Genomic DNA, 13,301 nt, shown 5'->3' on the forward strand with positions numbered 1-13,301 from the left:
CTCCGATTGTCTACACGAATTCTGCGAACGTCAATGTTGTGTAGAAACTTGATCTCGCAAGGTCACCCGGTTGAGCGTCGCCCAGGCCCAGATGAGGAACACCCAGAGCGCCAAGCCGGCCGCGGAGTCCGTGAAGATCGTGGCGAACCAGAACGCCGGGATCCGCGGCACGCCCGTCAGGAAGTGGCCAAGGGTGATCATCCCGGCCAGCGAGTAGACGAGCAAGAACGCCAGCGCCCGCGGGTAGCGCCCCCGCGTGTAGGCGCGGTAGCCGAGGTAGCCGAACGTCGTGAAGAGCACCCAGCCGAACGCCACGACGACGCCCGCCACCACGGCCGGGACGCCGGGCAACTGCGGGTAGTCCGCGACGCGGATCGTGTTGTGCGTGTAGTGCAGCGTGGTGCTGAGCAGGGAGAAGCCGAGGATCACGCGAAGCGGCGTCAGCCCCTTCTCCTGAAGAACGTCCATCACGGGCCCCCGGAGTCGACTAGATAGATCGCTCTAGCGACGGTACCGCGCGGCGGCCGTGCCAGGCAAGACACGGCCGCCGCGGGCTCTCAGACCAGATCGATGCGGTGCTGCGTCACCGGGTAGCCCGCCTTCGCAAAGGCCTTCGCCATCGGGATGTTCGGGACGTCGGTGGCCGCGACGATCCGGTCGGCGCCCTGCGCGACCAGGTCGTGCGTGGCCTCGACCAGCAGGTCGTACGCGTAACCGTGCCCCCGCTGCCCGGGCACCACGGCGATGTAGCCGACCACCGGGTCGTAGTGGTTGCGGCTCGGCAACGCGAAGCCGACCAGGTCGCCTTCGCGCGTGTACGCGAGCCGCCACCACTCCCGCGGCGCCGGCATCCACCGCATGATGTCGAGGTCCTCCTGCGCGGCGGCCTCGACGCCCTGCTCGGCCACCACGCGGCGGACGTGCGCGTCGAGGCTGTCCGCGTTGACCTTGCGGAAGACGTCGAGGATGACGTCGTCGTCCGGTTCGGGCCGGAACTCGAGCCGTCCGGGCCGCTCCGGCAGGCCGTTTTCCGGCGTCCAGCAGTACCGGTAGCGCTCGACGAGCTTGCGGTAGCCCGCCTTCTCCGCCGCTTCGACGCGGATGGTCACCTCGTGGGCGACGTCCGGGTCGTCCTGCCACGCAGGCGGCGTGGTCAGCGAGTACTCCGCCCGGAACGGCGCCGTCGTCAGCAGCTGCACGGCGGCGTCGAGGTCGGTGAAGTCGAACCAGTCGAGCGCGATCGGCTCTTCGTCGTCAGGCCCTGCCCACCAGGCGGCCCGCGCCACGACGACGCCGTCGCGCAGCGCGACCCACGACCAGCCGGGCCGGTACTCGCCCCGGAGGGCCATCTCGGCGTAGTCCTTGCCGAGCAGCTTGCGGCCGACGAGACCGCGGTCGGGCAGGGAGGTGAACAGTGTTTCTTCGCCCGCTTCGAGCGGGCGCACGACCAGATCGGTCATGGAAATCCTTCCGGGAGTACGCGCGCGCTCCCGGTCTACGGACTGGGCACCCTCGTTGCGAGGTGGGAGCGCGTGATCGGTTGCGTGATCATCGGACCCACCTCCTTTCGCCGGTCAAGGGTGCGAGGCAGAACCTACGGGCCGCCTGCGCCGGGCGTCAACGGATTTTCTGCAGCACGGTCCGCGTGCTCAGCCGGGGCTCGGCGTAGGAGTGCGACGCCTCGAGGACGTACTCGCCGGCGATGTGCTGCCAGCCGTCGCGCCAGGTCGAGACCGAGCGCGGCACGATCGCGATCTCGGCGTCCACCGCCTCTCCCGGGCCGGCTTCGACGCTCGCGAAGCCGGCGAGCCAACGGTGCGGGCGGTCGCCGCGTTCGGTCGGGACCAGGTAGAGCTGGACGACTTCGCGGCCCTTGCGCGTCCCGGTGTTGCGGAGGCGGACGCGCACCTTCGCGCCGCCTTCGTCGTCCGGGAAGACGTCCAGCTCGTCGTAGGACCAGGTCGTGTAACCGCGGCCGTGGCCGAACCAGTAGGCGGGCTGCTTCTCGGAACGGGCCCACGCGCTGTAGCCGATGTAGACGCCTTCTTCGTACGGCAGCACGCTTTCTTCGGGCGTCACGCGGGTGACGGGGGCGTCTTCGAGCTTGGCCGGCCAAGTCGTCGGCAGCCGTCCGCCGGGCTCTTCGCGGCCGAAGAGGACGTCGGCGAGCGCGTCGCCGCCGGCCTGGCCGGGGAACCAGGTGAGCAGCACCGCGGCGACGTCGTCGCGCCACGGCAGCTCGACCGGCGAACCGGCGTTGACGACGACCACGGTGTTCGGGTTGGCCCGCGCGACGCGCGTGACGAGCTCGTCCTGCCTTCCTGGCAGAGCCAGGGAAGTCCGGTCGAAACCCTCGCTCTCGACCTCGGCGGTGGTGCCGACCACGACGATCGCGACGTCGGACTTCCCGGCCAGCGCAACGGCTTCGTCGAGCGCGGCGTCCGGGTCGAGCACCGGGCCGCGGTGCCCGAGCGCGAAGGTGACCCAGGCGAAGGTGCCGCGCGCGAACTCCGCCATCTCCGACGGGACCCAGTAGGTCAGGCTGACCTCGACCGGTTCGCCCGCGGTCAGCTCGACGTCCCGCCGCTGCTCGATGACCTGCATGATCGACGTGAAGACGTCACCGCCTTCGGGCAGGTTGACGCCGTCGAAGAGGGTCTGCCCGCCGACGACCAGGCGGAGGTCGCCGGGGCCGGTGAGGCCGAAGGTGTGCGTGCCGGTGGTCTCCGGGAAGAACGTGCCGTCGATCTCGACGCTCGCGAGCGTGGCCAGGTCGAGGCCGGCCGGCAGCTCGCCGATCCAGTCGATTCTCGCCTCTCGCAACGAAAATTCAGCCAATCGGGTGCCATCTGCGGCTTTGGCGGTCGCACGGAGCCGGAAATTGTCGGTGGCCGGCGGTAGCGTCGTTCGCGGATCGGCACCGATGGCGTAAGTGAGTTCGGTGCCAACGGGAACGGCCTTCCGGAGGCCGTCGAGAGGGGAGACCACGTGGTCGGGAAACACGGTGGCACTGCCGCCGCCGAGGATCTTCGGGTCCGCGGCCAGCGCACCGATCAGGGCGATGCGCTTTGGTTCACGCAGCGGAAGCGCGCCGGTTTCGTTGCTAAGCAACACGAACGACCGGTGCGCGATCTCACGCGCGACCGCTTCACCGTCCACAGTGGAGTCTTGTCCCGCCGGGCTTTCGCCGAGCGCGCCGGTCCGGTGGGCCAGCAGGAGCACGCGGCGGACCATGTCGTCGACGACGTCGGAGTCGACCTCGCCGCCGCGCACGGCTTCGGCGAGCCGGTCGCCGAACACGGTGCGCGGGCCCGGCATCGCGACGTCGAGCCCACCGTTGGCGGACGCCACGGTGTCGCGCGCGGCCAGCCAGTCGGAGACGACGAAGCCGTCGAAGCCCCACTCGTCGCGCAGCACGCCGTTGAGCAGGTCGCCGTGCTGGGTCATCGTGATGCCGTTGACGCTGTTGTAGGCGGCCATGATCCCCCACGGCTTCGCCCGCCGGACGATGAGTTCGAACGGCGCGAGGTAGAGCTCGCGCAGCGCGCGTTCGCCGACGCGGACGTCGGCGGTGAAGCGTTCGGTCTCGAAGTCGTTGGCGACGAAGTGCTTGACCGTGACGCCGACCCCGCCGTCCTGCACGCCGGTGACGTAACCGGCGCCGACCATCCCGGTGAGGAGGGGATCTTCGGAGTAGCACTCGAAGTGCCGGCCGCCCAGCGGTGAGCGCTGGAGGTTGACCGTGGGCGCGAGGAGCACGTGCACGCCCTTGCGGCGGGCCTCCTGCGCGAGCAGCCGCCCGGCGCGCACGGCCAGGCGCGGATCCCAGGCGGCGGCGAGCGCCGTCGGGCTGGGCAGGGTGACAGACGGGTCGTCCGGGCTCCACCGCACGCCGCGGACGCCGACCGGGCCGTCGGAGAGGACGAGCGACCGGAGCCCGATCTCCGGCCGGGCGGGCAGGCTCCAGACGTCCTGACCGGCGAGCAGGCTCGCCTTGGCGTCCAGGTCGAGTTCGTCCAGCAGCGCGTCGACGTCGAAGCTCATGCCGCCCCTTCCGGAGGTCCTGCTGTCACCCTACCTGGCGCCGAGTAGTGAAAGTTACGCTTCCGTGACAGGTTGTCCCGTAGGCTCGGGATCATGACCCGGGCCAGGGGCGCCGACCGCCGCACGAGCATCGTCCGTGCCGCGTTCGAGGTGATAGCCGAGCGCGGTTACCGGGCCACGTCCCTGGCCGCGGTGGCCGACCGGGTGGGCCTGACCCAGCAGGGCTTGATGCACTACTTCCCGACCAAGGAAGACCTGCTCACGGCGGTACTGGAAACCCGCGACGAATGGGACCTGCTCCACTTCGGCCGCGACTCGTCGGCCATGACGGTCAACCAGCTGGCCGACTTGGTCGACTACAACGCGACCCGCAAGGGGATAGTCCAGACGTACACGGTCCTGGCCGCGGACAGCGTCACGGACGGCCACCCGGCGAGGTCGTACTTCCAGGACCGCTACACCCGGGTCCGAGCCGGAATGACGGAGATGCTCGAGCGCCACCGCGACGAGCTACCCCCGGGCTCAACGCCGGAACAACTGGCCCCCTTGGCAATAGCAGTCCTGGACGGCCTGCAACTGCAGTGGCTGCTGGCGCCGGAGGAGGTCGACATGTCGGCAGGCTTCCGCACATTCCTGACCCTGCTGGGCATCAAGCCGGACTGACCCAGGCCCGGGCACCAAACGCCCCAATGTGGCGTTGGGTGCGTCCAACGCACCCAATGTGGCGTTCGGTGCGTCCAGCGCACCCAACGCGGCGTTCGGTGCATCCAACGCACCCAACGCCACATTGGGGCGTATCCCGGAGCCGGTCGCCGCGGCCAGCGCGGCGCCGCCCGGCCAGCAGCACTCCACCGGGGCAACCGTTCGCCACCTTGCCCGTCGCGGCACATTCCTCCCGCCGCAACCTGCTCCCACACGTCGCGGCACATTCCGCCCGGCCAAGCGAGCCGCACCCCCAGCGCAGCTCGCCCAGTCGAACCCCTCACAACCGCGGCCGCACCGCCAGCTCCCGCAGCCGCCGCAACGTTCGCAGCGTCACCTCCAGATCCTCCTCCGGCACCTCCGCCGCCAGCTCCTCCGCCCACTCGACCTGCGCCGCGCCCAGCTCGGCCATCGCCGCCTTCGCGCGTCGCGTCAACACCAGCAACGGTGCCCGCGCGTCCCCCGGATTCGGCGAGCGTTCCAGCATTCCGTTGCGCAGCAAGCGGTTCACCGTCTCCTGCACACTCTGCCGGCGCAACCCTCGCCGCCGCGCGACGTCCGCAGCGGTCGCCGCGCCGTCCTCCAGGAAGCCCAGCACCTGCCACTGCGCCGCCGTCAGGCCGACCGGCGACGTCAGCGCGTCGCCCGCGGCGAGGAAGCCGCCGTTGCACGCGAAGACCGCGTCGATCACCCGGGTGAACGTCTCGGCTCGCGGGGAACGCATGCGTGCTAGCCTCGCACATCGACAGGCACCTGTCGAACGGAGGCGAACCATGGACCTGCCCACCCTCGGCCCCGCGCACGACGCCCTGAAGGCCTTCGTCGGCGATTGGACCGGCACTGAAGACCTCGCCGCGTCCCCGTGGGCGCCGGCCTCGACGGCGCGCGCCGACTGCGAATACCGCTTGCAGCTCAACGGTTTCGTGCTGGTCCAGCAGTACCGTCAGCGCCGCGAAGACGGGACGGAGTTCCTGGGCCACAACGTCTTCACCGCGGACCCGCAGACCGGCGAGACGCTCTGGTACGGCTTCGACAGCTACGGCTTCCCGCCCGAGTCCCCGGCCCGCGGCGGCTGGGACGGCGCGACGCTCGTCCTGGGCAAGCGGACCGCCCGCGGCGTGGCCCGGCACCGGCTCACCCCGGACGGTGACACCCTCACGCACGAAATCGACGTGATGATGGGCGAAGACCGCGAATTCAGCCCATTCCTGCGCGCCCGGTACACCCGCGAAAACGGGTAGCGGAAACAGGCGACGCCCCTCCCCCCTTACACGAGGACGTCACCTGTTTCCGGTCTCCACCACCACATCCGCGGACTCGCTCGACACGAGAGGTCCGGCGGCGGGACAATTCCACAACGATTGTTAGTTATTCAGTCGTGCGCTTTCAGGCTATGCAGCGAGTGTGTCCTCGAAGCCGCGATCAGCCCAGAGAAAACGATTACTTTCACCCGGATGGCGGAACGTCGACTCCGAACCGTGTCCCCGAGGGCGGACGCCGGGCGCCCGAAACTGTCGTACCCCCGGAGTACACCTGAACGCGTGCGCAGATCCGCCGGACCACCCCAGGACACCCCGGACTCGCCCCCGCTGATCGGGGTCGAGAACATGAAGATGCCCGAATGGGCGCGGGTCGACGAACGCGTGGCCGGCGCCGGGTTCGGGCGGGCCGTGCGCGCGTTGCCCGCCGCGATCGCCGTCGTGCTGCGGCTGGCGTGGCGGACATCGCCGCGGCTGACCCTGCTGGCCGGGGTGGTGCACGTCGTCTCCGGCTGCGTCACCGCGTTCGGGCTGCTCGCCACCGCGAACGTCTTCACCGCGCTCCTCCAGCAGGGCCCGACCCCGGAGCGGGTCATGCAGTCGCTGCCCGCGATCGCCGTCGTCACCGGCTCGTACGCGGCGCGCGCGGTGCTCGACGCCGCGGTCGCCGCCGTCGAAGGCGCGCTGCGCCCGCAGGTCACCGCGGCGGCGGACGACGCGGTGACGGCGGCGGTCGTGCGCGTCGGGCTGATCGCCTTCGAAGACGCGGACTTCCGCGAGCTGGCCCGCCAAGGCGCGCGCTACGGCGTCCGCGCGATCGAGACCAGCCTGCGCCGGGTGGCGGACCTGACGTCGTCGGCGATCTCGCTCGCGGCGGCGATGCTCACGGCCGGGCTGCTCAACCCGTGGCTGGCGCCGGTCCTGCTGCTCGCGGCGGCGGCCGACGGCTGGTCCGCGGCGCGCGTGGCCAAGCTGAACTACCGGCACTTCCTCGACACGGTCGGGCGCAACATCCGCAAGTCGATCGTGGAGGAGGTCGCCACCTGGCGGTCGATGGCCCTCGAACGCCACGCGCTCACGCTCCAGGAGCCGCTGCTCGGTGAGTACCGGCGCATCTCGCGCAGCCTGACGCGCGAGGAGATCCGGCTCGCGCACCGCAGCAACCTGGTCCGCACGAGCGGGCGCGCCGCGGCCGGCCTCGGCACCGCCGTCGCCTACCTGGTGCTCGGCTGGCTGCTCTACGCCGGCGGGATGGAGCTGGCCCTGGCCGGCACCGCGGTGCTGGCGATGCGCACGGCGTCGACGGCGCTGTCGAACACCATGCGCGCGGTCAACTCGCTGTACGAGGACTCGTTCTACATCGGGTTCTACAACCAGCTGCTGCTGGAGTCGGCGAAGCTGCGCCCGCCACCGACGGCGCTGACCGCACCCGCCGACCCGGCCGAGATCCGGCTCGAGGGCGTCACCTTCACCTACCCCGGCCAGAAGAAGCCGGCACTGCGGGACATCTCCCTGACGATCCGGCGCGGCGAGGTGATCGCGCTCGTCGGCGAGAACGGCTCAGGCAAGACCACCCTCGGCAAGCTGCTGACCGGCCTCTACCCGCCGGACGAAGGCACCGTGCACTGGGACGACGTCGATCTCGCGCGGGCCAACCCGGAATCGGTGCACACGAACATCGCGGTGATCGCGCAGGAACCGGCGGAGTGGCCGATGACCGCGGCGAACAACATCACGGTCGGCCGCCTGGGCCGCCCCGACCCGGACCGCCGGGCGTGGCGCGAAGCGGTCGACCACTCCGGCGCCGGCGAGGTGATCGATTCGTTGCCACGCCAGGAAAACACGGTGCTGTCGAAGAAGTTCGACGAAGGCCACGACCTGTCCGGCGGCCAGTGGCAACGCATGGGCATCGCCCGCGGCATCTACCGCGACGCGTCGGTCCTGGTGGCCGACGAGCCGACCGCGGCCCTCGACGCCCGCGCCGAAGCGAAGGTGTTCGCGGGCCTGCAACACGCGAGCACGTCGAGCCGCGGCCGCCGCACCACGGTCCTGGTGACCCACCGGCTGGCCAACATCAAGTCCGCGGACCGCATCCTGGTCCTGGAGAAGGGCCGGTTGATCGAGGAGGGAACGCACGAGGACCTGATCCGCATCGGCGGGGTCTACCACGAGCTGTACGAGATCCAGGCCCGCGCCTACCGCACCGGCTCGGCCCGACCAGCCAAGCCCTCAGCCTGACCAGCTGCGCCCCCACCACACCGTGCCCCCACCACACCCAGGGGGGCGTGCCCAGTTCCAGTTTATCGGCCACCCCCTCCTCGACCGGGTGACGCGGCAAATCTGTGGACAACCGGACCCGATGTGGACAACTCGCCGCGCCACGACAACACGCCACGAAAACGTTTGTCGCGACAGAGCCATCTGAGCTGCACCCCCGCACCCTCCTAGCGGATTTACGCCCGTCACCCCGCCGGGCAGACTGGCCTGCCGAGTCCCCGAGGAGGCCCGATGCGCCAGCTCACCGCCCTGGACGTGCAGTTCCTCAACGCCGAGTCGACCACCACCACCGGGCACGTCGGCGGGCTGTCGATCCTCGATCCGGCCACCGCGCCGGGCGGCACCGTGACCGTCGACGACCTGCGGGAGCTCATCGGCTCGCGGCTGCACCTGGCCAAGCCCCTGCGGTGGCGGCTGCTGCCGGTGCCGCTCGGGCTCGACCACCCCTACTGGATCGACGATCCCGAGTTCGACCTCGAGTACCACGTCCGCGAGATCGCGCTGCCCGCGCCGGGAGACGAACGGCAGCTCGCCGAGCAGATCGCGCGGCTCACCGCGCGGCCGCTCGACCGGCGGCGGCCGCTCTGGGAGGCCTACCTGGTGCAGGGCCTGCGCGACGGCAACGTCGCCGTCTACACGAAGGTGCACCACAGCGCGATCGACGGCGTCTCCGGGGCCGAGCTGATCGGCGTCCTCATGGACGTCACCCCCGAGCCGCGCCGGGTGAACCCGCCCGGGGAGCCACGAACAGACGACATCCCGACACCCGTCGAACTCGCGCTCAACGGCGTGAAACGGCTCGCGCTGCACCCCGTCAAGGCTGCGCTGCAGGTGCCGAAGCTGCTCCAGCACATCGACGAGGTGCCCGGCCTCGCCCGCTATCCCGGCGTCGGGCTGCTCGCGAAGGCCGGCAGCGTGCTCAACCGCGTCACCCGCCAAGGCGCCGGACGCCACGAGGCCGACCGGCCGCGGCTGGTCGCGCCGGCCACGCCGTTCAACGGCCCGATCGGCCCGCACCGCCGGTTCGCGTACGGCTCGCTGCCGCTCGACGAGGTCAAGCGGGTCAAGAACACCTTCGGCGTCACGGTGAACGACGTCGTGATGGCGCTGTGCGCGACCGTCATGCGCCGGTGGCTCGTCGACCACGACGCGCTGCCGGACCAGCCGCTCGTGACGCTGGTTCCGCTGTCGGTGCGCACGCCCGAGCAGGCGAAGGACGCCGGGAACCAGGTGTCGGTGATGCTGGCGCCGCTGCCGACGCACCTCGCGGACCCCGCCGCACGGCTGGCCGAGGTCACCAGCGCGATGGTCGCCGCGAAGCAGCGGTACCAGCCGCTGCCGGCGTCGTGGCTGGTCGACTTCAGCGGGATGCTCCCGGCCGCTCTCGGCGGGCTCGCCGCCCGCGCCACCATGAAGTACCTCGGCGCGACCACGCCGGTCGTCAACCTCGTCGTGTCGAACGTCCCGGGCGCGCAAGTGCCGCTCTACCTGGCCGGCGCCCGGCTGCTCGCCAACTACCCGGTGTCCGCGATCACCGACGCGAGTGGCGGGCTGAACATCACCGTGATGTCCTACGACGGCAAGCTGGACTTCGGGCTCGTCGCGTGCCGCGAGCTGATCCCGGACGTCTGGGACCTGATCGACCACCTGCACGACGCGCTGGCCGAGCTCACCAAGCTGGCCGCCGAGCACACCCGGGAGGCCTGATGGCGGAGCGCGTCGCGGCGGTCAACGGCGTCGAGCTGTGCCACGAGACGTTCGGCGACGCGGGCGGGCGGCCGCTGCTGCTCGTGATGGGGCTCGGCGCGCCGATGATCTGGTGGGACGAGGAGTTCTGCGATTCCCTTGCCGCGCAAGGCTTCCACGTGATCCGCTTCGACAACCGCGACTCCGGGCGGTCGAGCCGGATGCGTGGCCAGGCCAACCTCGCGCAGGCGTACCTGCTGCGCGTCGCGCCGTACTCGCTCGCCGACATGGCCGCCGACGCCGCCGGGCTGCTGGACCACCTCGGCGTTCCGGCGGCGCACGTCGCCGGCGCGTCGATGGGCGGGATGATCGCGCAGACGCTGGCGATCCGGTACCCGTCGCGGGTGCTTTCGCTGACGTCGATCATGTCGACCACCGGGAGCCGGCTGGTCGGCCGCCCGAGCCCGAAGGCGATGTCGATGCTGCTCGGCGCCCGGCCGCGCGACCGCGCCGAGTACGTCGAGCTGGCGGTCCGGACGTTCCGCGTGATCGGCTCGCCGGGCTACCCCTTCGACGAGGCCCGGATGCGCGAGCGGGCCGAGCGGACGTTCGACCGCGGCGTCCACCCGGGCGGCACGGTCCGCCAGCTCGCGGCGATCGTGGCCGACCGCGACCGGACGCCGAAGCTGCGCAAGGTGCGCGTGCCGGCCCTGGTGGTGCACGGATCGCGGGACCCGCTGGTCCACGTCTCCGGCGGCCGCGCGACGGCCCGCGCGATCCCGGGCGCCGACCTCGACATCGTCCCCGGCATGGGCCACGACCTGCCCCGCGCGGTCTGGCCCCGGGTGGTCGCAGGCATCACCCGCATCGCCGACCGAGCCAAAGTAACCACCTGACCCGCACCCGGCGGGTTGGTTCACGTACTCAGGCAGTCGGCTCACGTGTCTGGACGGTCGGCTCGCCGTGCTCAGACAGTCGGGCCGACCCTTCAGGTACGCCAGTTCGCTGGGCCGGTTCGCGTAACTCACGTGATCCGGGACGTGACTCGCGTGATTGAGGGCGTGACTCGCGTGATTGGGCGCGTGTCTCGCGTGATTGGAGGGGCATCACGGGGTTAGGCGGAGAGGGTTACTGAGCCTAGGTGGGAGAAGTGGGCCGCTACTCGGGAACCCGGGTTGAGCGGGACTGCGTCTGTCATGCCGCCTGTCAGGACCAGCCAGCCCGGCTCCAAGGCCAGGCCGCGGGTCGCCAGGGTGTTCGCGGCCAGGGCCAGGGCCTCCGCTGGGTGGCCTTGGACCGCTGCGCCCGTCGCTGTGTCGACGATCTGGCCGTCGACCTCCAGGAGGGCCGCTTCCAGGGTGAGGTCCAGGGCAGAAGGTGAGAGGCCGATCGGGCCCAGGGTGAAGTGAGACGACGAGCCGTTGTCCGCGACCGCGTCCGGGAGGGTGAAGCGGTAGTCCGCGTAGCGGCTGTCGATGATCTCCATCCCGCCGTAGACCCGGTCGACGGCGGCCAGCGCCGTCGCCGCGGTGACGCCGGGGCCGGACAGCCGACGGCCCAGCACGAAGACCAGCTCCGGCTCCGCGCGCGGGTGGAGCAGCGAAGACGACGGCACGGGCACCCCCGCGGGCAGCACCATCGCGTCGGTCAGCCAGGCCAGCAACGGCGAGTCGATGCCCATCCGCTGCTGCTTCGCCCGGGACGTCAGGCCCAGCTTGACGCCGATCAGCGTCTCGCCGCGGGCCCGGCGCTGGCGCAGGGCCTCGTCCTGGATCGCGTACGCCGTGTCGACGTCGAGGTCCGGCCAGTCCGCCGAGAGCGGCGGGCGCTCCGACTCCGTGGCCAGCAGGGCGGCCGCCGCTTCGCGCACGTTCATGATTCCTCCGAAGGGGCGAACACCGCGGTGACGCTGCCGATGCCGGCGATGGTGGCGACGACCGTGTCGCCCGGCGACACCGGGATCGCGCGGGTCATCGAGCCCGGCAGCACGACGTGCCCGGGTTCCAGCGTGACGCCCAGCGGGCCGACCGTGTTCGCCAGCCACACCAGCGAGTTCAACGGCGACCCGAGCACCGCACCGCCCGCGCCGGTCGCCGCGATCGACCCGTTCTGGTAGAGCACACAACCGGCCAGCCGCAGGTCTACCGCACCCAGCGCCGTCGGGCTGCTGCCCAGCACCACGCCGCCGGACGACGCGTTGTCCGCGATCGTGTCGAACAGCGTGATCTTCCAGTCCTGGATCCGCGAGTCGACGATCTCCAGCGACGGCAGCACAAAATCAACCGCTCGCACGGCGTCGGCGACGGTGACGCCGGGGCCGCGCAACGCCGACCCGAGCACGAACGCGATCTCCGGCTCGATCCGCGGCTGCAGGAACGCCGACGTCGGGATCGGCTGGTGCTCGAGGTGGAACATGCTGCCGGTCAGGTGCCCGTAGTCGGGCTGGTCGACGCCCATCTGCCGCTGCATCGCCGCCGACGCGAGGCCGACCTTGTGCCCGCGGACGGCGTCACCCGCGGCCGTCCAGTGCCGCACCTGCTCCTGCTGGATCCGGTAGGCGTCCTCGACGGTCGCCTCCGGGAAGGTCTTGATCAGCGGCTCGATCGGCTCGCGCGTCGCGTAGGCCCCGGCCAGAACGGCGGCGGCCTCCTGCACTCTGCTGGCGTCCACGCTCGGGAACTCTGCCCTCGGCGGCAGCCGCACACAAGCCCGGGTGTTCCACCCAGCGGAACTCTCGCCAGACAACCTCTTGCGCGAGAGATAAATCGAGCGTAGCTTTGACACCACCACCGAGAAGGGACGTGAAGGACATGGCACCGACACAGGCCGAGGTCACCAAGCTCGCCGAGGTCCGTGACGAGCTGCGCGAGCGCCACCTGCGCCCGGCCGCCGACCGGCCCGAAACCAACGGCCGCGGCATCCACCACACCGCGCTGATCTCCAGCGACGTCGAGCGGACCATCGGGTTCTACCAGGACATCCTCGGCTTCCCGCTCACCGAGCTGATCGAGAACCGCGACTACCCCGGCTCCAGCCACTTCTTCTTCGACGTCGGCAACGGCAACGCGGTCGCCTTCTTCGACCTGCCCGGCCTGGACCTCGGCCCGTACGCGGAGGTCCTCGGCGGACTGCACCACCTCGCGCTGTCCGTCACGCCGGAGCGGTGGAGCGTCATCAAGGACAAGCTCGACGAAGCCGGCGTGCAGTACCTGCTCGAGAGCGAGACGTCGATCTACCTGGCCGACCCCGACGGCGCCCGCGTCGAGCTGATCTCCGACCCGCTGGGCGAGATGTACGGCGAGAAGATCGGCTGAAAGCGTGGTCTGGACGTCG

Annotated in this window: 12 protein-coding genes; 6 read left to right on the forward strand and 6 right to left on the reverse strand. The window is 70.9% G+C overall.

Going from position 1 to position 13,301, the window contains the following annotated elements; translation table 11 throughout:
* Nucleotides 1–30: 30 nt before the first annotated feature.
* The 3 genes from MUY22_RS08145 to MUY22_RS08155 all read right to left on the reverse strand — a co-directional run bounded on the left by MUY22_RS08145 (nt 31) and on the right by MUY22_RS08155 (nt 4,044).
* Nucleotides 31–468: a hypothetical protein gene (locus MUY22_RS08145; protein WP_247058648.1), complete on the reverse strand. Its 438-nt coding sequence runs from the start codon at nt 466–468 to the stop codon at nt 31–33.
* An 89-nt stretch (nt 469–557) separates the two neighbouring features.
* Complete coding sequence (locus MUY22_RS08150) at nt 558–1,460, reverse strand: GNAT family N-acetyltransferase (RefSeq protein ID WP_247058649.1); 903 nt, start codon at nt 1,458–1,460, stop codon at nt 558–560.
* A 157-nt stretch (nt 1,461–1,617) separates the two neighbouring features.
* Nucleotides 1,618–4,044: a glycoside hydrolase family 3 C-terminal domain-containing protein gene (locus MUY22_RS08155; RefSeq protein ID WP_247058650.1), complete on the reverse strand. Its 2,427-nt coding sequence runs from the start codon at nt 4,042–4,044 to the stop codon at nt 1,618–1,620.
* 93 nt (nt 4,045–4,137) lie between these two features.
* On the opposite strand from MUY22_RS08155, the gene MUY22_RS08160 reads away from it, so the two are divergent.
* Nucleotides 4,138–4,707, forward strand: a complete 570-nt coding sequence (locus MUY22_RS08160) for a TetR/AcrR family transcriptional regulator (protein ID WP_247058651.1) — start codon at nt 4,138–4,140, stop codon at nt 4,705–4,707.
* Nucleotides 4,708–5,026: 319 nt separating this feature from the next.
* Here MUY22_RS08160 and MUY22_RS08165 read toward each other — a convergent pair whose 3' ends face one another.
* Nucleotides 5,027–5,470 carry a MarR family winged helix-turn-helix transcriptional regulator gene (locus MUY22_RS08165; protein ID WP_247058652.1) on the reverse strand — a complete coding sequence of 148 codons (444 nt, stop codon included), beginning with the start codon at nt 5,468–5,470 and terminating at the stop codon, nt 5,027–5,029.
* A 49-nt stretch (nt 5,471–5,519) separates the two neighbouring features.
* Between MUY22_RS08165 and MUY22_RS08170 the strand changes: the two genes are divergently transcribed.
* The 4 genes from MUY22_RS08170 (at nt 5,520) to MUY22_RS08185 (ending at nt 10,864) form a co-directional block, all read left to right on the forward strand.
* A complete protein-coding gene (locus tag MUY22_RS08170; RefSeq protein WP_247058653.1) occupies nt 5,520–5,987 on the forward strand; it encodes a DUF1579 family protein in 468 nt (155 codons plus the stop codon).
* 366 nt (nt 5,988–6,353) lie between these two features.
* Nucleotides 6,354–8,243 (forward strand): ABC transporter ATP-binding protein, encoded by a 1,890-nt coding sequence (locus MUY22_RS08175; RefSeq protein WP_371827662.1) that lies wholly within the window; start codon nt 6,354–6,356, stop codon nt 8,241–8,243.
* Nucleotides 8,244–8,513: 270 nt separating this feature from the next.
* Nucleotides 8,514–9,989 carry a wax ester/triacylglycerol synthase family O-acyltransferase gene (locus MUY22_RS08180; protein ID WP_247058655.1) on the forward strand — a complete coding sequence of 492 codons (1,476 nt, stop codon included), beginning with the start codon at nt 8,514–8,516 and terminating at the stop codon, nt 9,987–9,989.
* A complete protein-coding gene (locus MUY22_RS08185; protein ID WP_247058656.1) occupies nt 9,989–10,864 on the forward strand; it encodes an alpha/beta fold hydrolase in 876 nt (291 codons plus the stop codon). The genes MUY22_RS08180 and MUY22_RS08185 overlap by 1 nt, the downstream gene beginning before the upstream one ends.
* 218 nt (nt 10,865–11,082) lie before the next feature.
* Here MUY22_RS08185 and MUY22_RS08190 read toward each other — a convergent pair whose 3' ends face one another.
* Nucleotides 11,083–11,844, reverse strand: coding sequence for a 2-keto-4-pentenoate hydratase (locus MUY22_RS08190; protein WP_247058657.1), 762 nt, complete (start codon nt 11,842–11,844; stop codon nt 11,083–11,085).
* Nucleotides 11,841–12,638, reverse strand: a complete 798-nt coding sequence (locus tag MUY22_RS08195; protein WP_247058658.1) for a 2-keto-4-pentenoate hydratase — start codon at nt 12,636–12,638, stop codon at nt 11,841–11,843. The genes MUY22_RS08190 and MUY22_RS08195 overlap by 4 nt, the downstream gene beginning before the upstream one ends.
* A 140-nt stretch (nt 12,639–12,778) precedes the next feature.
* On the opposite strand from MUY22_RS08195, the gene MUY22_RS08200 reads away from it, so the two are divergent.
* Nucleotides 12,779–13,282 (forward strand): VOC family protein, encoded by a 504-nt coding sequence (locus tag MUY22_RS08200; protein ID WP_247058659.1) that lies wholly within the window; start codon nt 12,779–12,781, stop codon nt 13,280–13,282.
* Nucleotides 13,283–13,301: the final 19 nt, after the last annotated feature.

This window comes from Amycolatopsis sp. WQ 127309, from assembly GCF_023023025.1.
In the GTDB taxonomy this organism is placed as follows: Bacteria; Actinomycetota; Actinomycetes; order Mycobacteriales; family Pseudonocardiaceae; genus Amycolatopsis.

Coding starts and splice junctions, on each gene's coding strand:
- MUY22_RS08145 (WP_247058648.1), bottom strand. CDS start 468: ATGGACGTTCTTCAGGAGAAGGGGCTGACGCCGCTTCGCGTGATCCTC.
- MUY22_RS08150 (WP_247058649.1), bottom strand. CDS start 1,460: ATGACCGATCTGGTCGTGCGCCCGCTCGAAGCGGGCGAAGAAACACTG.
- MUY22_RS08155 (WP_247058650.1), bottom strand. CDS start 4,044: ATGAGCTTCGACGTCGACGCGCTGCTGGACGAACTCGACCTGGACGCC.
- MUY22_RS08160 (WP_247058651.1), top strand. CDS start 4,138: ATGACCCGGGCCAGGGGCGCCGACCGCCGCACGAGCATCGTCCGTGCC.
- MUY22_RS08165 (WP_247058652.1), bottom strand. CDS start 5,470: ATGCGTTCCCCGCGAGCCGAGACGTTCACCCGGGTGATCGACGCGGTC.
- MUY22_RS08170 (WP_247058653.1), top strand. CDS start 5,520: ATGGACCTGCCCACCCTCGGCCCCGCGCACGACGCCCTGAAGGCCTTC.
- MUY22_RS08175 (WP_371827662.1), top strand. CDS start 6,354: ATGAAGATGCCCGAATGGGCGCGGGTCGACGAACGCGTGGCCGGCGCC.
- MUY22_RS08180 (WP_247058655.1), top strand. CDS start 8,514: ATGCGCCAGCTCACCGCCCTGGACGTGCAGTTCCTCAACGCCGAGTCG.
- MUY22_RS08185 (WP_247058656.1), top strand. CDS start 9,989: ATGGCGGAGCGCGTCGCGGCGGTCAACGGCGTCGAGCTGTGCCACGAG.
- MUY22_RS08190 (WP_247058657.1), bottom strand. CDS start 11,844: ATGAACGTGCGCGAAGCGGCGGCCGCCCTGCTGGCCACGGAGTCGGAG.
- MUY22_RS08200 (WP_247058659.1), top strand. CDS start 12,779: ATGGCACCGACACAGGCCGAGGTCACCAAGCTCGCCGAGGTCCGTGAC.